The organism is Aequorivita xiaoshiensis (genome assembly GCF_022008395.1).
GTDB lineage: Bacteria > Bacteroidota > Bacteroidia > Flavobacteriales > Flavobacteriaceae > Aequorivita > Aequorivita xiaoshiensis.
Map to the genome: position 1 here is coordinate 42,800 of NZ_JAIRBB010000011.1, position 19,493 is coordinate 62,292.

General features: G+C 32.9%; 19 protein-coding genes. 10 read left to right on the forward strand and 9 right to left on the reverse strand.

Annotated elements, in window-relative coordinates; all coding sequences use genetic code 11:
* Positions 1-152 precede the first annotated feature (152 nt).
* The 6 genes from K8344_RS11475 to K8344_RS11500 all read right to left on the reverse strand — a co-directional run bounded on the left by K8344_RS11475 (position 153) and on the right by K8344_RS11500 (position 6,260).
* Positions 153-692, reverse strand: coding sequence for a hypothetical protein (locus tag K8344_RS11475; protein WP_237608828.1), 540 nt, complete (start codon positions 690-692; stop codon positions 153-155).
* Between the two features lie 2 nt (positions 693-694).
* Positions 695-1,054, reverse strand: coding sequence for a DUF4870 domain-containing protein (locus tag K8344_RS11480; RefSeq protein ID WP_237608829.1), 360 nt, complete (start codon positions 1,052-1,054; stop codon positions 695-697).
* Between the two features lie 103 nt (positions 1,055-1,157).
* Positions 1,158-2,417 (reverse strand): hypothetical protein, encoded by a 1,260-nt coding sequence (locus tag K8344_RS11485; protein WP_237608830.1) that lies wholly within the window; start codon positions 2,415-2,417, stop codon positions 1,158-1,160.
* A gap of 56 nt (positions 2,418-2,473) precedes the next feature.
* Positions 2,474-3,325 (reverse strand): DUF4412 domain-containing protein, encoded by an 852-nt coding sequence (locus K8344_RS11490; RefSeq protein WP_237608831.1) that lies wholly within the window; start codon positions 3,323-3,325, stop codon positions 2,474-2,476.
* Between the two features lie 214 nt (positions 3,326-3,539).
* Positions 3,540-4,298: a LytR/AlgR family response regulator transcription factor gene (locus K8344_RS11495; protein ID WP_237608832.1), complete on the reverse strand. Its 759-nt coding sequence runs from the start codon at positions 4,296-4,298 to the stop codon at positions 3,540-3,542.
* Positions 4,299-4,301: 3 nt separating this feature from the next.
* Positions 4,302-6,260, reverse strand: coding sequence for a histidine kinase (locus K8344_RS11500; RefSeq protein ID WP_237608833.1), 1,959 nt, complete (start codon positions 6,258-6,260; stop codon positions 4,302-4,304).
* Between the two features lie 499 nt (positions 6,261-6,759).
* Here K8344_RS11500 and K8344_RS11505 point away from each other — a divergent pair, with 499 nt between their 5' ends.
* From K8344_RS11505 to K8344_RS11535, 7 genes are all read left to right on the forward strand, one after another.
* The gene (locus K8344_RS11505; protein WP_237608834.1) at positions 6,760-7,062 is read left to right on the forward strand and encodes a hypothetical protein; all 303 of its coding nucleotides are present in this window, start codon (positions 6,760-6,762) and stop codon (positions 7,060-7,062) included.
* Positions 7,052-8,353: a glycosyltransferase gene (locus K8344_RS11510; protein ID WP_237608835.1), complete on the forward strand. Its 1,302-nt coding sequence runs from the start codon at positions 7,052-7,054 to the stop codon at positions 8,351-8,353. The genes K8344_RS11505 and K8344_RS11510 overlap by 11 nt, the downstream gene beginning before the upstream one ends.
* A 167-nt stretch (positions 8,354-8,520) precedes the next feature.
* Positions 8,521-9,108, forward strand: a complete 588-nt coding sequence (locus K8344_RS11515; RefSeq protein WP_237608836.1) for a SanA/YdcF family protein — start codon at positions 8,521-8,523, stop codon at positions 9,106-9,108.
* A 39-nt stretch (positions 9,109-9,147) separates the two neighbouring features.
* Entirely contained in the window at positions 9,148-9,723 is a 576-nt protein-coding gene (locus tag K8344_RS11520) for a pentapeptide repeat-containing protein (RefSeq protein ID WP_237608837.1), read from the forward strand.
* A 78-nt stretch (positions 9,724-9,801) separates the two neighbouring features.
* Positions 9,802-11,799 (forward strand): excinuclease ABC subunit UvrB, encoded by a 1,998-nt coding sequence (gene uvrB / locus K8344_RS11525; protein WP_237608838.1) that lies wholly within the window; start codon positions 9,802-9,804, stop codon positions 11,797-11,799.
* A 112-nt stretch (positions 11,800-11,911) separates the two neighbouring features.
* Entirely contained in the window at positions 11,912-12,514 is a 603-nt protein-coding gene (locus K8344_RS11530) for a hypothetical protein (protein ID WP_237608839.1), read from the forward strand.
* Positions 12,515-12,627: 113 nt separating this feature from the next.
* A complete protein-coding gene (locus K8344_RS11535) occupies positions 12,628-13,041 on the forward strand; it encodes a hypothetical protein (RefSeq protein ID WP_237608840.1) in 414 nt (137 codons plus the stop codon).
* Between the two features lie 92 nt (positions 13,042-13,133).
* On the opposite strand, the gene K8344_RS11540 is transcribed toward K8344_RS11535, so the two are convergent.
* On the reverse strand, positions 13,134-14,660 hold the full coding sequence (locus tag K8344_RS11540; RefSeq protein WP_237608841.1) for a GH3 family acyl-acid amido synthetase: 1,527 nt from the start codon (positions 14,658-14,660) through the stop codon (positions 13,134-13,136).
* A gap of 115 nt (positions 14,661-14,775) precedes the next feature.
* On the opposite strand from K8344_RS11540, the gene rluF reads away from it, so the two are divergent.
* Positions 14,776-15,681: a 23S rRNA pseudouridine(2604) synthase RluF gene (gene rluF / locus K8344_RS11545; RefSeq protein ID WP_237608842.1), complete on the forward strand. Its 906-nt coding sequence runs from the start codon at positions 14,776-14,778 to the stop codon at positions 15,679-15,681.
* A 78-nt stretch (positions 15,682-15,759) separates the two neighbouring features.
* Here the strand turns inward: rluF and K8344_RS11550 are convergent, their stop codons facing one another.
* On the reverse strand, positions 15,760-16,200 hold the full coding sequence (locus tag K8344_RS11550) for an Hsp20/alpha crystallin family protein (RefSeq protein WP_237608843.1): 441 nt from the start codon (positions 16,198-16,200) through the stop codon (positions 15,760-15,762).
* A 131-nt stretch (positions 16,201-16,331) separates the two neighbouring features.
* Here K8344_RS11550 and K8344_RS11555 point away from each other — a divergent pair, with 131 nt between their 5' ends.
* Entirely contained in the window at positions 16,332-17,624 is a 1,293-nt protein-coding gene (locus K8344_RS11555) for a DUF2254 domain-containing protein (protein ID WP_237608844.1), read from the forward strand.
* Between the two features lie 59 nt (positions 17,625-17,683).
* Here K8344_RS11555 and sucC read toward each other — a convergent pair whose 3' ends face one another.
* Positions 17,684-18,874 (reverse strand): ADP-forming succinate--CoA ligase subunit beta, encoded by a 1,191-nt coding sequence (gene sucC, locus K8344_RS11560; protein ID WP_237608845.1) that lies wholly within the window; start codon positions 18,872-18,874, stop codon positions 17,684-17,686.
* Between the two features lie 345 nt (positions 18,875-19,219).
* Here sucC and K8344_RS11565 point away from each other — a divergent pair, with 345 nt between their 5' ends.
* On the forward strand, positions 19,220-19,411 hold the full coding sequence (locus tag K8344_RS11565) for a cold-shock protein (RefSeq protein ID WP_139856072.1): 192 nt from the start codon (positions 19,220-19,222) through the stop codon (positions 19,409-19,411).
* Positions 19,412-19,493 lie beyond the last annotated feature (82 nt).

The following is a 19,493-nucleotide window of genomic DNA, read 5'->3' on the forward strand; positions in this document are numbered from 1 at the left end:
CATATTATAAAAACAAAAAAGCGAGAAAATTCTCGCTTTTTTTTGTATCAACTAATTACTCTGAATATGTAATCTTACTTGATGAAATTAAGGCTAATACGCTAATCAAAAGTTTAGTGTATGTATTTGAACGAAATCAATTTCTAGCTTGGCTACTTTTTCTTTTTAGTTTTAAACTTTCCTTTAATAATCGCTTCTTTTTTATTTTGCGAATAAAGTGTACCTTCAAAAGTTCCTTCAGCATGATTTTCACTATGGGAAATCAAATTGATTCTCACCTTCCCTTCTTCTCCATTTTCGTTTTCATTAAAAGAGCGGTATGATTCCTTTCCGAGCGGACCACTGTGTGATATACTTGTAAGCGTAATTTGTGCATCAAGCGGATCATCGTAAACCTTGTTTTCTAAAGGCGTTTTATACTTGCTCAATTTTAGCATTACAACTATACCATCCTTATCCATATTTACAGCAAGGCTACTAGGTGCGAATAGATTCCCACTTTGGTTAGGGGAGTTTAATATGATGTTTTTACCATCTTCTAGTTGTATTTCAATAGAGCTATCATCCTTGCTTTCTACCTTGGATGAGACTTTATTATCGGCATCATTTTCACTGTTTGAATTGTCTTTACAACTTATCAGAACAAGTCCGATAATCCCTAAAACAATAAATAAAGGTTTTATCTTACACATAATTATAAACTCTTAAACCATTCTTGATATTTCTTACCTAAAAAAGGCACTGGTTTTTCTGATCCATTTAAAGCTCCCATTAGTCCGATAACCCATAAGACAATTAAAAAAATACTACCTAAGAATGAAACTATCCATCCCAAAATAGGAACGATATTAATAATTGATAACACTATCCCTGTAAGCCCTAACCCAAGAGATTGACGAAGGTGGTAGGAAGCAAAAGAGTTCTTTTTATCGTTATTCATTAAAAAGGCTATCAACAAGCCAAAAATGGTTATGTAAGCTATAATTGCGATAGTCTTTCCTTCTTCAATCGTATTTGAAGGTTGGCCCTCCTGAACATTTTGATTCTCGTACATCTTTATTGTTTTTAAACCAAACCCTTCATTAATAACACAAGTTTAATATTAACGAAGGGTCGGATAGAGTTTATGAAAAATTGAAAATTACAATTTTAGCGATTTATAGTTCCTCACAAATATCGCCACCAACATTGTTAGTAAAAGTGAGGTCGTTATAAACCAAACTAGCGTTACTAGCCATCTTTCTTTCAACAATTCCGCATCCACCACTATTGGTAAAATGAACGCCGTTTAAAGTTAAGTTTACAGCATGAGAAGTTTGTCCTCCTAAAGAAAGACCCCCTGGTTGATTAAACCAATCCCAAGTAGATTGTCCTGCGTCGGCTATCACTGCATTCTCAATTTTATTTAAATTACTTATACTTTGAATTATATTTATTCCTTTCCAACTCCCTTGTCCGTATTGCCCAGAGAAATTTACTGGATTTTCTGCTGATCCTAATACTTCCAATACAGTATTACCATGATATACTTGGATACCATAATTTTCTGCAAAAACAATATTACATCCTTCGGTAATCTTTAAATGGCCTGGTCTTTCATTTTCTCTATCTTGTCTAACAAATATATTTTCTTCAATAAAGAATGGAATACCAGGATTCAGCCATGTGTGTACAGGCCCATTTACCTCGTCTTCAATAAATCCGCGATTATATATAGATCCTGAGTTTACATATATTTGATTTATTCCGTTGTCGGCATATAAGCTTGCTGTTCCGTCTAAAAACTTTACTTTTCTCGCTGCAATTTGCATTGGATACCCTTGGTTGGCAACTACCGTATTAGCTTCCCATCCATCTATATTGGCATAGCTAGCAACATAAACTCCAATTCCTTTATTATTGCGGATTATACTATTTTTAATTTCTACTTTACTTCCATTCAAGTTTGTCAAAGCAGGTAAACTTCCATCAGTGCCTCCAGCATATTCTATTATAGTGTGATTTAATATATTATTTAAATCGCCCGAATCCATAGAAATTCGATTCCATGCCCCAGGGGTTTGGTTTGTACCTGTAAACACAATTGGTTTATCTTCTGTACCATTGGCTATTAGCGCACCTGTTCTAGTGTCGTAATCGTCGATAATCAATCCTCCCCCTTGTTCAAATGCGATTGTAACACCTGGCTCTATTGTTAACGGAGCTCTTACTTTAACGGCACATGGCCATATATAATCTATTCCAGAACCTCTATCCTCTAGCACCATCGCTTCAGTAATTGTAGAACAATCTAACACTAATGGCTCCACTACTGGGTCTGGATCACCACCATCGTCATCGCTACTACAACTTGTTAAAGCAATAAAAGCTAATGGTATGTATAAAAGATTTTGAAATTTAAATTGAAACTTTTTCATGTCTGAATTTTTATTTTTAATTGTTATGATGTTTATTAATAAATCTAATTATATACTTAAAGTTTCCCCAAAATATCATTTATAGTGTAGCCACTTAGGTCGAAATACTTAGGGTCTGACGATTTTTTAAAAGAAGTAATATCCATAATTGAACTAGGATTATCGCTTTTTTTATTATAATAAATACTTCTAACCATCATTCCTTGGGGGTAGTTCTCATCCATTTTTACAGTTGAAGCTTTTGAAAAATCTTTAATCTGTCCGCCAAAAAGATGGTTCCCACTAAGGTCAATACTAATATCTTTAGTTACCCAAGCATCCATTTTAATATCTTCGTCTGGATTGGTATAAACGTATTTTCGGGCATTATACCCGTTTATTTCTTTTACCTCATTAGTTCGTTTCCACTTACCATTACTATCTTCTAAATCAGTTTGATCTCCAGCCATTTTCTCAGCCATTTTCTGAAAATTTATCATTGGCATTTTCATCGCTGTTTTCTCCTTGTGATTTACCATATACGTGGCAGCACCTTTATAATCAAATAGCATTCGGCTTTCATTTTTATCACCTTCATTCATAATCATACACTCACCTGTTTTACCAAATACCATTTTAGCGGTATTAGTGTCGTCTAATTTACCGTTCTTTTTAAACGATTGCATTTTCATCACTAAGGTTGCTTGTACAGGATTCTCTGGCACTGGATAGCGTGTGTCATTTTCATAAGTAATATCTTCTATCGCTTTGCGACCTTTTTCTCTTTGCGGCTCTGCATGCTTCTCGCGCATGTCTCTTTCAACTTTCTCCTTTATTTTTCTTTTAATAAAACCTCGTTGTCCTTGCACGGGCGCTATAAAAGCTAATAACATTAAAGTTGTCACTATAGTTGTATAAATCTTTTTCATGATACTATTTTTTATTCTTTTATAAAGAATTCTACAAACAAACCTATCGATGCTGTTAGAGTATTACAACCCCTAATGAGAATTTGGAGGTTTTGATTTAGAATTTGGAAAAATTGCTTTTTATATTATTAGACAAATAAAAAACCCAGATATATGAATGACTGGATTTAAACATTTCAATTCTAGACAGCTTAGTTATCCATTATTATACTTTTTATTTAAAGCGGAGCATTGTCTCTAAAATTTCATTAATTTGTTTGGCTTTTTGACGCGACACTGGAATCTCAACATCATCGTGCATAATTAAACTCCCTCCGTCGTGTTTTAAAATTCCTTTTACATACTGAGGGTTAATTAAATGGGATTGATGCACTCTTATAAAACCCTTTTCGTATAATAGCTCCTCTATTTCTTTTAATGTTCGGCTAATCAAAATCTTGTGTTGATCTTTACAAAATATATTAGTGTAATTACTATCAGATTGACATCTCACTATATTTTGAATTTCAACAATCTTATATCCCACCCCCGTTGGGAGTGCTATTTGAGAAATGTCTCTTTTAGGATCCTGCATATAATCATTGAGAATCTGCCACTGTTTGGTAGATGTTTTTTTCCGACGGCTTTCCCAACCAGATAATGCCTTTACAATACTTCTTTCTGTAATAGGTTTTAAAAGGTAATTTATAGCGCTATAGCGAAATGCTTTTATCGCATATTGATCATAAGCAGTTGTAAAAATTACATCAAAATCAATAGGAAGCAAATTATCTAATAACGTAAATCCATTTAAATTGGGCATTTCGATATCTAGAAACAATAAATCAGGTGGATTTTTTTTAATAAACTCTAAGCCTTCGAGCGGATTTGTAAAAATCCCCGTGATGGTATAATCTGAATGTGCCCTTTCTATTAAATGTTTTAATACATTAGTACAATGCGCCTCATCATCAATTATTATAATTTTTGTCATGATTTAAGTTTCATAGGTTAATGTAATTTTTGTTCCTAAAACTACTTCATCTTTTTCAAGATCTGTAATTTTTAGACGTATTGACTTATCGCTCAAATGGTTAAAAAGTGTTAATCGATCTTGAACTAGACTTGTGCCCATAGCCTCATGTAATCTTTTTTTCTTGGCACTTTCCTTTCTGCCGATACCATTATCTAATATAGTGATTATTAAATCGTCAGAAGTATCAAATATAATCGATAATTTTTTCTCGGCTTTAAGACTTGGTTGCAAACCGTGCCAGATAGCATTTTCAACCAAAGGTTGCAACAACAATGGAGGTATTTGATATTGTGAAAGCTCCTCCTTGGACGCTACTTCAATATCATAAGAAAAGCTAGACCCCATTCGACTGCGCTCCAAAGAAAGATATAATTCTAAAATTTCCAACTCCTCTTCTACGGTAATTTGTTGATGTTTACTACTGTTTAGTATTCCTCGTAGTAAAGCAGAAAATTCATCTAGATAGGTAATTGCATCATCATTTCTAGAGGTCATTATTAAATGCTTAATAGCACTCAAACTATTAAAAATAAAGTGAGGGTTCATTTGTGAACGCAGCGCTATCATTTCTGTTTCTCTTATTTTCTGAGTAAATTCATCTTTAATTTTCTGTTCTCTATCTTTTTCAATCTCAGAATAAACCTTAATTAGTTCTTCAGTTTTTTTATGAACTTTCTCATCAAGCTTCCGATTCATATTTTCTTGCAAAGCTTGGTTTTCTTTTAATTGAACAATTAATTCTTTATTAGCTATAGTTTTTTCTTTTTGAAGTAGAAGTACATTTTCTCCTAATGCTAGTGAAAAACATATTACCTCAGCCAATAATCCTATTTGGAAGATGATATTTGGAGCTTGAGTAAAGTTGAAGAAGTGGCCTGGAACAAAATTCAATTCTGCATAAGCAACATAGGACGACAAAACTGCACCAATAAAAAAGAATGTTTGTCCTACTATAAAATAACTGATAAGCGGATGTTTTACCTTATAAATAATCCAAAAAATCAAAATAAAATTAAGTGGAATAATTATTAATCTCACAATAATAAACACTGTTTCGGCAAACATATTACCAAAGAAAAAATAGCTGAATATAAAATGTGAAAACGCATAAATAAAACAAAATCCCCCTAGGTATGATAATACTTTCGCTAGTAATTTATCATAGTACTTAACTTTCAATAAATGTTTTATAAATAAAATATAAAACCCTATAAATACAAATTGAACAGGTTGAAAAGCAGAAGTGGAAAGTGTTGGAAAATAAGTAAACAAATTACCAAAAGATGCTGAAGTAGTCCTCAATACTTGAAAACCATAAATTATTTGAAAAAATAAATATCCTATATAATACAGGTATAGTTTCTTCCAAAGCCGCAACCAAAACACCAGAGCAAAGATAAAAATTGTTGTTATGGTTATTATATAAATATATATGAAGGAAATTGATGCATCTTGTTTTGCATTTATGTTATGCAATGTTTCCCAGTAACTAAGCTTGGAGTTAAGTGTGGGTGGATCTATTTTTTTGTTTAAAGGATTGTGTAACTCAATAAATACCTGAGAAGTTTGAAATGGATCTAGTGCTATTTCAGTAAAATAATAATCAGACTTGTTTGTGCGCTTTGGTAGGGGAATTAACCTTCCATTCTTAAATACCTTAATTTCATTTTTAAATACCTGATATATAGTGTTACTTGGGGTGTCACTGTATATATAGTTGCGGATAGTGTCTTTGGAATTATTTTTTAAGTCGAATTTTAACCAAAGCGCTTGTTTAGAGTTTACAGCCAATTCTGAACTGTAGGGCCTCCACGAAACACTCTCCTTAACATCTTTAAAGTTAGAACCTTTATCATTAATAAGCGCTTGAACCTCCTTACTATTGATGAGTTCAAATTTGGACACAATTGAGTCGGCCATTATTTGACCCTGTAACGATGTCAAATTAGCTAAAAGACAAAAAACAAATAAAACAATGGAAGTTCTCATGTCTGTAGCTAATATACCATTATACCCCCGCTTACACCTTAACATTTTAGTAAATAGCGGCTATAAATTAGTATTTGGGAAATTAAAACACATTTAAACCGAATACTCAGTAAGATGAACCAAATACTAATTTGGTATTGATACTACCTTATATCAAAGGTATATTTGTTTCAATATTATTTTTTATACTGCGTTTAATAGCGCAATAGAGTTTAATAACTTAGTGAAAAAAGTTAACATTTGTTTGTTTATTAAGTTTAATTAGAGGGGGACTCCACTGTTATATTTTAAAGAGCCGAATTCTCTATATAACAGTGGAGTATAAAACTAACCAAATTCAACATGCCTTTCCAAAGCAATTGCTGCATTGGAAAGGCTTTTTAATTGTTGAAGCTTTTTAATTCAGTACCTTTGATATAAAAGTGTCGAGATGGGCTATTCAAGATTCAAACTTCCTAAAACAGTCTTATCTACCATCAGTGCGCTTTATGTGTTTCTGATGATTGCTACCTATATTCTTTACTATAAGGAGCCTGTTATTGTGTGTGCCGAACGGATGCTAATAGCCCAAGGTTTTGCTATGGTTATTCAAATAATTTTGAATTACATCGCATATCGCTCAAAAAACAAAGTTGTAATTCTCACCATCATATTTATAAGTACTATGCTCTTTTTAGGAGCTCTCTCTGGATTTTTCAACCTTGGATTAATGTGTGAATTCTATGGATACTAATTTGAATACAAAAAAACTTCTAATTATAGGCCATACATACCCTGAGCCTTCAACTACCGCAGCGGGCGGGAGAATGATGCAATTGATTAAACTCTTCAATGAAAGTAATTATGAAATAACCTTTGGAAGTACTGCTTCAAAAAATGAAAAATCGGCGAACCTAATAGCTCAAGATATTACTATTAAAAACATAAAGCTCAACGACTCTACATTTGATGATTTTGTAAAAGAAATAAATCCAACGGTAGTAATGTTTGATCGCTTTATTACTGAAGAACAATTTGGTTGGCGCGTATCTGAAAACTGTCCAAATGCATTAAAAATTTTAGATACAGAGGATCTGCACTTCTTAAGAAACGCAAGAAAGGAAGCTATTAAAAAAAATAAACCAGTTTCTGTCGCAAATCTATTCTCAGATTCTGCAAAAAGGGAACTCGCAAGTATTTTAAGATGTGACCTCTCTTTAATAATTTCAGAATATGAAATTATGCTCTTAAAGAACTCTTTTAATATTTCCTCTGATATACTTTTTTATCTTCCATTGCTGGCTGACGCTAATACGGAATTCAAAAACAGTGTTTCATTTACAGAAAGAAAAAACTTTTTAGCTATCGGAAATTTATTGCATCCGCCTAATGTAGATTCCGTTTTACAACTGAAAAAATTATGGCCTAAAATAAAAAGGCAAATACCCTCAGCTGAACTCCACGTTTACGGTGCGTATGCTCCTCAGCAAATTCTTCAACTTAATAATAAAAAAGAAGGTTTTATTATACAAGGTTGGGCAGAAGACGTTAACGAAATAATGAATAATTATCGTGTTCAACTTGCTCCAATACGTTTTGGTGCTGGATTAAAAGGAAAACTTTTTGATGCAATGCAATTTGGCTTGCCGTCTATTACTACTAAAGTTGGCGCTGAAGGTTTATATGGAAATTTAGCCTATGGTGGAGTTATAACCACTTCGGATGAAAATTTCATCACTAACGCAGTCGAACTGTATTCAGATGAAAACGCCTGGCAAAATGCTCAGAAAAATGGTTTTAAAATTATTGAAAAACGTTTTTTAGGTGAATTATTCTCCGAAAAACTCAATGCGAAAATTACTACCCTTGTTAAAACCATAACAAAACACCGACAAGAAAATTTCTTGGGTCAGGTGATACAGCATCACACACTACAGAGCACAAAGTACTTAAGTAAATGGATTGAAACTAAAAATCAAATTCCTCAAAATTCATCACCAGTTTGTTTTGCAAATAGTGATGAAGTACGCGATGAGTACAAGTAGTTAATTTCCCTAAAATACATTATAAGAATAAACCCATTGCGTAGCTTTGTGAAGTAGCAATATTGATTTACGCTAAATTTAATTCAACAGTAAAACACCAATCACTATCAATGATTCTAAAAAGAATTTTTCAAGTTATAATATTGATCTTCTTAAGTGTATTTTTTTTGACTTTTTATTCCAATTATACAATTACAAATACAAGTAAAGGCAAGACGTTCAATAGCGCAAACTCCATAAAGAAAAATAGCGTTGGCGTAGTATTAGGAACAGCAAAGTACTATAAAGATGGAGGAATAAACTTATATTTTAAATATAGAATTGATGCAGCTGTAGAATTATTTAAGAATGATAAAATTGATTTTATCTTGGTGAGCGGCGATAACAGCTCGAAGAGCTATAATGAGCCAAAAACATTTAAGAGGGAATTGATTAAACGCGGCATACCCGAAGATGTAATATTCTTGGACTATGCTGGCTTTAGAACTTTAGACTCTGTTATCCGTGCTCATGTTATCTTTAGTCAGGATAGTTTTACTGTAATTTCACAACAGTTTCACAATGAACGCGCTATATATCTCGCCGAAAAAAACGGTTTAACCGTAATTGGTTATAATGCAAAGGATGTGGGTGGAAGAAATGGTTTTAAGGTGAAGCTACGCGAGTATTTCGCAAGAACGAAAGCTTTTCTAGATATCATTTTCAATGTTGAACCTAAGTTTTACGGTGAAAAAGTTGAAATTAAATCTGTTTAATAAACGAATCACTCTAATAGATAACCGAAAAATTATTTAATGAATTTCAAATACATAGACGATCAAAATTTTAGCAATATTGACACTTCGAAAGACAAATTAGAAGTAGCCGAATATGAATTCTGCACTTTTACACATTGCAATTTTGCTAATAGCAACCTTTCTGGAAGTAGATTTTCAGACTGTAAGTTTGTAGATTGTAATTTCAGCAATAGCAATTTGTCTAAGGTATCCTTTCAGGATGTTAGGTTTAAAAATTGTAAAATGTTAGGGTTGCAATTTGATTCATGTAATGACTTTGGATTTGCTGTTTCGTTTGATGAATGCCATTTAGAGCATTCGATATTCTTTAAAATGAAGTTGAGCAGAAGTATTTTTAAAAATTCACAATTGCAATTTGTAGATTTTACTGAAGCAGACTTAAAAGGTGTAAAGCTTACGGGATGTAATTTTAAAAATGCAACTTTTCAAAACACGAATTTGGAAAAAGCTGATTTTCGAGAAGCTAAAAATTATTCTATTGATCCTGAACAAAACAGATTAAAAGGCGCTAAATTTTCATTACCTAGTGTAATTGGACTTTTAGATAAATTTCAAATTGAAATTCATAATTAATATACGTTAAGCATTAGCTAACTAATTATCAGTTCTCACTTCAATTCACTATTTTTGTAAAGCTTTGAAAAAGAACATATGAAGTTTAAAATAGAATCAGAATTTCAACCCACTGGTGACCAACCACAGGCTATAAAATCATTAGTTGAAGGCCTCAATTCCGACGAAAAATATCAAACACTTTTGGGTGTAACTGGTTCGGGAAAAACTTTTACTGTTGCTAATGTTGTAGAACAAGTACAAAAGCCTACTTTGGTTTTAGCCCATAATAAAACTCTTGCGGCTCAGCTTTATACGGAGTTTAAAAATCTGTTTCCAAATAATGCAGTAGAATATTTTGTATCCTACTACGATTATTATCAGCCAGAAGCTTTTATTCCTAGCAGCGGAACCTATATTGAAAAAGATCTTTCTATAAATGAAGAAATAGAAAAAATGCGATTAAGCACTACTTCTGCCCTATTATCTGGACGAAGAGATGTGTTAGTAGTTTCTTCCGTTTCGTGTTTATACGGTATTGGTAACCCTGTTGAATTTAAGAAAAACGTTATTTCATTAGAAAAAGGACAAATAATTTCGCGAACCAAGTTACTTCACCGTTTGGTTCAAAGTCTTTATTCTAGAACTGAAGCCGAATTTAATCACGGACGATTCCGAATAAAAGGAGATACCGTTGATATCTTTCCAGGTTATGCCGATGATGCATTTAGAATTCATTTTTTTGGAGATGAAATTGAGGAAATTGAAGTATTTGATCCTTTAAATAACAGCATAAAAGCGAAGTATGATCGATTAAATATTTATCCTGCCAATATGTTCGTAACCTCACCAGATGTGTTACAAAATGCTATTAAGAGCATTCAGGATGATTTAATTTTACAAATAGAATATTTTAAAGAAATCGGGAAGCACTTAGAAGCAAAGCGACTAGAAGAGCGAACCAATTTCGATCTTGAAATGATTCGCGAACTAGGGTATTGTAGCGGAATTGAAAACTATTCGCGTTACTTAGACCAACGTTTGCCTGGTACTCGTCCTTTCTGCCTATTAGACTATTTTCCTGATGATTATTTGATGGTAGTCGATGAAAGCCACGTTTCTATCCCCCAGGTTGGCGCTATGTATGGGGGTGACCGTTCTAGAAAAGAAAATTTGGTTGAATACGGATTCCGTTTACCAGCTGCAATGGATAACAGACCACTTAAGTTTGAAGAATTTGAAGCTATTCAAAATCAAGTTATTTATGTGAGTGCAACTCCTGCCGACTACGAATTGGAAAAGAGCGGCGGTGTGTTTGTAGAGCAAATTATACGCCCAACAGGACTTTTGGACCCACCAATTGAGGTTCGACCTAGCCTCAATCAAATAGATGATTTACTGGAAGAAATCCAACTTCGTATTGAAAAAGACGAAAGGGTTTTAGTTACTACTTTAACTAAAAGAATGGCAGAAGAGCTTACCAAGTATTTGATTCGTGTACAGGTAAGAACTCGTTATATCCACAGTGATGTTGATACTTTGGAACGTGTAGAAATTATGCAGGATTTACGTCTTGGTCTTTTTGATGTATTAGTAGGTGTAAACCTTCTTCGTGAAGGGTTGGACTTGCCAGAAGTTTCATTGGTAGCTATTTTAGATGCTGATAAGGAAGGGTTTTTAAGAAGCGGGCGCTCTCTAACCCAAACCGTAGGTCGTGCTGCTAGAAATCTGAATGGTAAAGCCATAATGTATGCTGATAAAATAACTAAAAGTATGCAAGAGACAATTGATAGTACCAACTACAAAAGAGAAAAGCAAATTGCATACAATAAAAAACATGGTATCACGCCAACAGCAATTAAAAAGTCTTTTGAAAATTCACTAACCAAGTCTAAACAAGAAGCATATTCGTTTGAAACAGCTGAAAGCCTTGCTGCAGAATCTGAAGTGGAATACCTGACTAAAGCTCAAATTGAAAAGAAAATCCGAGATACTCGTAAAGCAATGGAAAAGTCGGCAAAAGAGTTAGATTTTATGATGGCTGCTAAACTTCGTGATAAAATTAAAACATATCAAAAACAGCTAGAGGAGGTCTGAGTATTTTAAAATATTCTTTTTATATTATAGTCAGCAGTATATTAACAAGAGAATTAATTTTACAATGCTTTTAACGACTTTCATAAAATCTATTTTGTATTTTACTCTTTCTATGATTTCAACTCAAAATATCAATTTAGATAACAAAATAATTCCAGAGAACATTAAAAAAGAGGTAATCGAAGCAATTTCGTATTATCCTGAACTTTATGACACTTCCATAGAGTTTAAATTTAAGAACAATATAAAAAAGTCTACAATGCAAGCTCAACCTCGGTTTGCAAGTTTTTTTAAATCGAAAGAAAACAGGGAATATGTGATTCTAATTAGTAGAAACATTCAAATTGAAGGTGAAAAATTCACCATAGACGACATTCCTTCCGATGTAATAATTGGTTGGATTGGCCATGAACTAGGTCATGTTATGGACTATCGCAATAGAACGAATGTTGGAATGCTAATATTTGGGGTGAAATATCTTTTCTCTTCAGCACATATCAAAGAAGTAGAGCGCGCAGCAGATACTTACGCTATTGCTCACGGTATGGGTGATTATATTTTAAAAACAAAAAACTTTATACTCGATAACGCCAATCTTTCTGAGAAATATAAAGAACGCATTCGAAGACTTTACATTTCACCTGAAGAAGTTATGGAACTAATCAACAAAAATAAAATTGAGGAAGAAATTGAAATGGTAGAAAAAGAAGGATAGATCTATTTTTGGACTTAAAAGAATCAAGTTAAATGTATGAAATAAAAATATATGCTTTCGAAATTAAACTAGCCAAATTTTAAACCAAAACTATTAGATACTAATTTTAAATAATGGAGATAGAAAAGGACTATATAAAACGAGAAATTCAAAAACTCAATTTAATATTAGTCAGTTTAATTGATAAAATTAGTGGTATTAATTCAAGTAATGCAAACAACGAAATTAGCAGTATAAATGAAGTTCTAGAAAAAGAATTTGACTTAACATTAGAAAAAATATCTAATATCAATACTACAGACTTAATAAAACATATTTCGACGTTACATGAATCTCATATTGAAAAAATCGTAAAATTATTATATCAGTTTGTGGTTAAAATACAATCTCTTGATTTAAAAGAAAATTATGAATTAAATAAAACTGCTGAAAAAGGAATTATTATTATTGAATTCTTAAACCAAAAATCAAAACTTTTTTCAGTCGAAAGAATGAATATGAAGAAGACGTTGCAACTATATCTATAGGCAATAACATGTTTTTAAACATTAATTAAACATTGCACATTTTCAATATCGATTATTTGTTATCAAATTGCGTTAAGTAACTATTCGCCTGCCTATACACCCAGTTGCTTTACAAATTCCTCCCATTCCGCAAACTTATCTTCTCCCATCACCTTCTCCATTTTAACCTGTCCACCTTTCTTTTTATTCTTGGCACTCCATTCTTGGAAAACCTCTAAACTTACGGTAGAGACTTTTACTCCTTTTAAAGCTTTGGATCTAGCTACTGCATAATTTTTATTTGCTTCTTTTAAAGCATTATCTAAGGCTTCAGCTAATTTTTTATCGCTAATTTCAGTATCTGTACCCAAATACCAATGATGATAAAACTCGTCATCTATCTTAACAGCAGCAAGTGTAAATTCAGGGATTTTTATATCAAATTTCTCTTCCAGTTCACGCATGGCAGCTTCCATTTTATTTACAGATAGTTGTGACCCTACCACATTTAAAAAGAATTTGGTGCGACCTGTAATTTTAATTTCAGCTTTTTCTACATCTGTAAAAGCGATGGTATCACCAATTAAATAACGCCAAGCGCCAGAAACCGTACTTATTATTAAAACATAATCTGTATCAACCTCAACCTCTTCAAGTGTTAATGCAGGAGCATCTTGAGACAGTGATCCATCATCATTTATATAATCTGGGTTAAACGGAACAAATTCAAAATAAATACCATTATCTGTAACCAACTTCATTGCGGTTGTTTCGGGTCTATTCTGAAAAGCTAAAAACCCTTCTGACGCTAAATAAGTATCAATAATTATAATAGGATGCGCGAGTAACTGATTAAAACTCTTTTCATAGGGTTGAAAAGCAACCCCTCCGGAAGTATAGGCTTGAAGGTTTGGCCATATTTCGTGTATATTTTTTGCATCGTGATATTCTATCACTTTTTTCATCATTAGTTCCATCCAGGAAGGAATTCCACTCAATGCCCCTATATCCCACTCCCGTGCGCGTTTCGCTATTGTTTCCACCTTTTCGTCCCAATCTTCCATTTGTGCGATTTCTTCGCCGGGCTTGTAGTATCCGCGAAACCAAAATGGAATATTACTCGCACTAATCCCGCTAATTTCACCTTCTAAAAACTGGTCTTGTTCTTCAAGGTTTGTACTACTACCCAACATCATTATTTCCTTTTCGAAGAAATCTGATTGAACATCAAAATTTGCTAAAGCACCCACTTGTTTAATCCCAGCATTGCGAATGGTCTCAACCATTTCATCAGTTACAGGAATTTTTTTTGATGTTTTACCAGTAGTTCCGCTACTTCTCGCAAAATATGTAGGTACACCCGGCCAAGTAATATCCTCAAGCCCCTCTTGTGTTTTTACCCACCACTTCTCTTCCATTTGGTGATAGTCGAAATAAGGAACTTTGTCAGAAAATTCTTTTTGTATATCCTCAGCCTCTAAAATTTTAGAAAAACCATAATATTTCCCAAAAGCTGTATCCTTAGCTGTTTCTAGCAAGCTTTTTAAAACTTCCTTTTGAGATTCTACTTGGGATTTTTCAGAAACTATCGCGTCGCGGAGGTCGATTGCAGTCTTGATTATTGAACCTAATATTGCCATATTTTTAGTTTTTTATGAAACTACAATTTTTAAAATATCTACATATAGAAATTAAATCAATTTTAACCTTTTTAATTTGACATTCAGTTATGGTATCTTTACAAAAAATCTATAAATGCATCATCCAGATTCTGTAAGAATTAATAAAGCTATAAGCGATAGTGGTTTCTGCTCACGTCGTGAAGCTGACGCCTTAATCGAAAAAGGGCGCGTAACAATAAATGGCGTAAAAAGTACACTTGGCGATAGAGTTATGCCTAATGATGAAGTACGTGTTGACGGGAAATTAATTAAGGAGAACGAGAATCTAGTTTATATAATGCTCAACAAACCTGTTGGAATCACTTGCACCACAGATACTCGTTATGAAGATAATGTTATAGATTTTGTGAAACATCCTGAACGAATTTTTCCGGTAGGAAGATTAGACAAACCTAGTGAAGGCTTACTTTTACTAACTAATGAAGGAGATATTGTAAATAAAATTTTACGTGCAGGAAACAAACACGAAAAAGAATATATTGTTAAAGTCGACAGACCTGTTACAGATGAATTTATAAAAAGAATGGGGTCTGGAATTCCTATTCTTGATACTGTTACAAAGCGCTGTAGAGTTGAAAGAGTTAGCCGATTTGAATTCAAAATATTCTTAGTTCAAGGTTTGAATAGACAGATTCGCAGAATGTGTGAATACCTTGGCTATGAAGTTGTAGCACTACAACGAATAAGAATTATGAATTTGGAATTAGGCGACTTACCCATTGGTGAATGGCGTGATCTAACTGAAGAAGAATTAAAAACTTTAAAAGATTCTGTTAAAGATAGCGATGGACAGCCTAAACCGCATCCTAAAGCCGACTTTGATGAAAAAAGGGCCTTAAAGCCCACAAGACGTCGTGCAATAGACAATAAAAAAGGTAAACCTCTTAGAAAGGACAAGCCACAAGCAAGAAAAAATGGCGGTGAAAAAAGAGGTAATTCCAATATTAAAAGTACAGGAGGAAAGCGAAGACGAGGTTAACTAAAAAGCATAAAAAAAACCGCGTACCGATTGAGTAGCACGCGGTCATTTTAACTAACTAACCAAATTAAATTTCAATTATGAAATCTCAACCATTCTCTTTAAAACTTTCTTTTCTTCCATTTTAGGCAAAGTAACTTTTAATACTCCATCTTCATAGTTTGCCAAAATATCTTCAACATTTACATTTTCAGGTAGTTTAAATGACTTTTCAAAACTTCCAAAATTGAATTCTCTTCTTTTATATTGAGCTGCATTATCATTTTTCTGCTCTTCTTCCTGAGATTCCTTAACTTCATAAGCTATTTTCAAGGTATCTTCCTCAACTTCAATACTAAAGTTTTCTTTTTGCAAACCTGGCGCAGCCAATTCGACTACAAAATTCGATAAATTTTCGATAATATTTACCGCTGGATTACTAAAAGTTTCATAATTATTTAATCTATCAAGACGGTTTTCTAAGAATATATTATCTAATAAACTAGGCAACCACATATTATTGTTATTAACTGTTTTCATAGTGTTATATTGTTTTATTTTTTACTAATTTCAATTACAATTAGACAATAACAATTCCATTTACAAAAACCAGACAATTTGGCTCGTTTTAAAGTAATACAACTGTCTTTTTGTCATTTAAAACTATAATAATGAAGTACTTCATTAACCGACTGTCAACTTTCTTTAATATGCTAGAGGGTAAAATTGCTTTCTACCCTAGTATTTTTGCTTTAGGAGGATTTTTTTTAGCACTTAGCATGATATTTATTGAGCAACAAGGAGTTTCTCAAAAAGTGCTTAAGATATTTCCGATGTTGATGGTAGAGGATGGAGATACCGCTCTTAATGTTCTAAGCACTTGTATTGGCGGCTTGATAGCCATGATGACTTTTAGTTTTTCTATGGTTATGCTTTTATTGAGCCAAGCATCAAGCAATTTCTCCCCTCGCCTACTTCCAGGTTTAATTTCAAACAAAACCCATCAAGTTATTTTGGGAGTCTTTTTGGCTTCTATTATATACTGCATTTTCACATTATTTTCCATAGACCCTAGTGAAGACAAATACACCTTGCCTGGAATATCAATTCTAATAGGCGTAATGTTTACGGTACTGTGTTTATTTTCATTTATATTTTTCATTCATAATATTTCCCAAAGCATTCAGATAAATAATATTATGGACGGGATTTATAATACAGCCACAAGGCGTTTAGAAGAAATTATTGAAAAGGAAGAAGATTCTTCTAAAATGCTTCCGCAAATATTTCCCGACACTTCCGATTGGCACACTTACAGTTGTTCTAAAAGTGGGTATTTCCAAAATATTTCAATTAAAAACATGAATGCATTATGCTTAGAACACGATATTAGAATCTACATAACCGTTCCTAAGGGTTTGTTTGTATTGAAAAACAACTCAATGTTAAAGGTCAACAAACCAATTGACGATAAATTAGTGGAAGAAATATTCTCGAACATCAACTTTGCTAGAGGAGAATACATTCAAGACAATTACACCCTTGCCTTTAAGCAAATTACCGAAATTGCGGTAAAAGCTATGTCACCAGGAATCAACGACCCAGGAACCGCTATAAACGCCATAGACTACCTAACAGAGCTCTTCGCCCTTCGTTTAAGAAAAAATGATAACGGTGTAATTATTATAGATGGAAAAATGAATTTAAAAATAGCTATAATTCATTTTGAAGAGCTATTGTATAATGTAATGGCTTCGCTAAGAGCTTATTGTAAGCACGACCCCATTGTGATCCAAAAATTAATAACCATGCTGACCTATTTAGATAAACAATCTATTAGAAACAAGGACTACAACATTGTTGTAAAAAATGAATTAAAAGCCTTGGTTGATGATATGGATTTTAGTTCTGAAAAAGATAAGAACAAGATGGTTTCGTTAGCTAATCTTGATTTAAAACCATAAAAAAACCTTCCATCTGTTAAGATGAAAGGTTTTATATAACTAAAGATTAGGCAAATAAATTAAGACAATACTTCTTTAACTTTATCTGCAGCTTCTTGGAATTCAATAGCACTCTGAACATCTAAACCACTATTGTCTATTAATTCTTTTGCGATATCGGCGTTTGTTCCTTGTAGACGAACAATAATTGGCACATTAATAGTTCCCATATTATTATATGCATCAACAATACCTTGGGCTACACGGTCGCAACGAACGATACCACCAAATATATTTACTAAGATTGCTTTTACGTTTGGGTCTTTCAAAATTAATTTGAATGCTGCCTCAACGCGCTCTGCATTTGCAGTACCTCCAACATCTAAAAAGTTAGCAGGCTCACCACCAGCTTGTTTAATCAAGTCCATAGTGGCCATTGCAAGTCCAGCACCATTAACCATACACCCAACATTACCATCAAGATCAACGTAGTTAAGACCCTTTTCTTGAGCTTCAACCTCCACTGGGTTTTCTTCACGCTTATCGCGCATTTCCATATAATCTTTATGACGATACATTGCGTTATCATCAAGACTTACCTTAGCATCTACAGCGATAATTTTATCATCACTGGTTTTTAGTACTGGATTAATTTCAAATAGCGATGAATCTGATTCGTTATAAGCTTTGTAAAGTGCAGAAACAAATTTTGTCATTTCCTTAAAAGCTTTTCCACTCAAGCCTAAATTAAAAGCAATTCTTCTTGCCTGGAATCCTAAAAGACCAACAGCAGGATCAATTTCTTCAGTAAAGATTAAATGTGGAGTTTCTTCAGCTACAGTTTCAATATCCATCCCACCTTCTGTAGAATACATAATCATATTTCTACCTGTAGAACGATTTAAAAGAACACTCATATAGTATTCTTCGGGCTCACTATCTCCAGGGTAATAAACATCTTCAGCAATTAAAACTTGGTGTACTTTTTTTCCTTCTGCAGAAGTTTGAGGAGTGATAAGGTTCATTCCTATTATATTTCCAGCAATTTCTTCAACCTCTTGAAGGTTCTTTGCAAGTTTTACTCCGCCACCTTTTCCACGGCCACCAGCATGAACCTGAGCTTTAATTACATGCCAGCTAGTTCCAGTGTCTTCGGTAAGTTTTTTTGCAGCTGCAACAGCTTCTGCTGGAGTAGTTGCTACGATTCCGCGTTGTATTTCAACGCCAAAACTGTTTAGTATTTCTTTTCCTTGGTATTCGTGTAAGTTCATAGTTGCGATTTTGTTCCTACTGCATTTTATCAGCAGGCTTGATTTATGGTTTGCAAAAATAACAAATGTAACAAGAATGCCCTAATGTTTTTTAAGGCTTTCCTTCTCGATGTAAAATTAAATTGAAAATTAATACTTTTCAAATATTTAGTATCAGTTACAAACAATCCATATTTATAACACTTCAGAAAGCAATTTATTGAAAAATAGCCTCAAATAATGAAAGATAAATAATTTTTACAATTGAAAAGTTTATAGTTTTTAAAAAAAATAGTTAAAAACTCCGCAAATTGTAATTAATAAATCTATATTTGCATCTTATATTAATTATTTTATTTAAATACAATGAACAAAGGAACAGTAAAATTCTTCAACGACACCAAAGGTTTCGGTTTTATCACTGAAGAAGGAAACAACAAAGAACATTTTGTACACGTTACAGGACTTATCGACGAGATTCGCGAAGGTGACGAAGTAGAATTTGATCTTCAAGAAGGAAGAAAAGGATTAAATGCGGTTAACGTAAAAGTACTATAATATAGTTATCACTTTTTAAGACAATAAACCTCGCTTTTAGCGGGGTTTTTTTTTGCTCAAAACTTTCCTACTTTAATTTAGA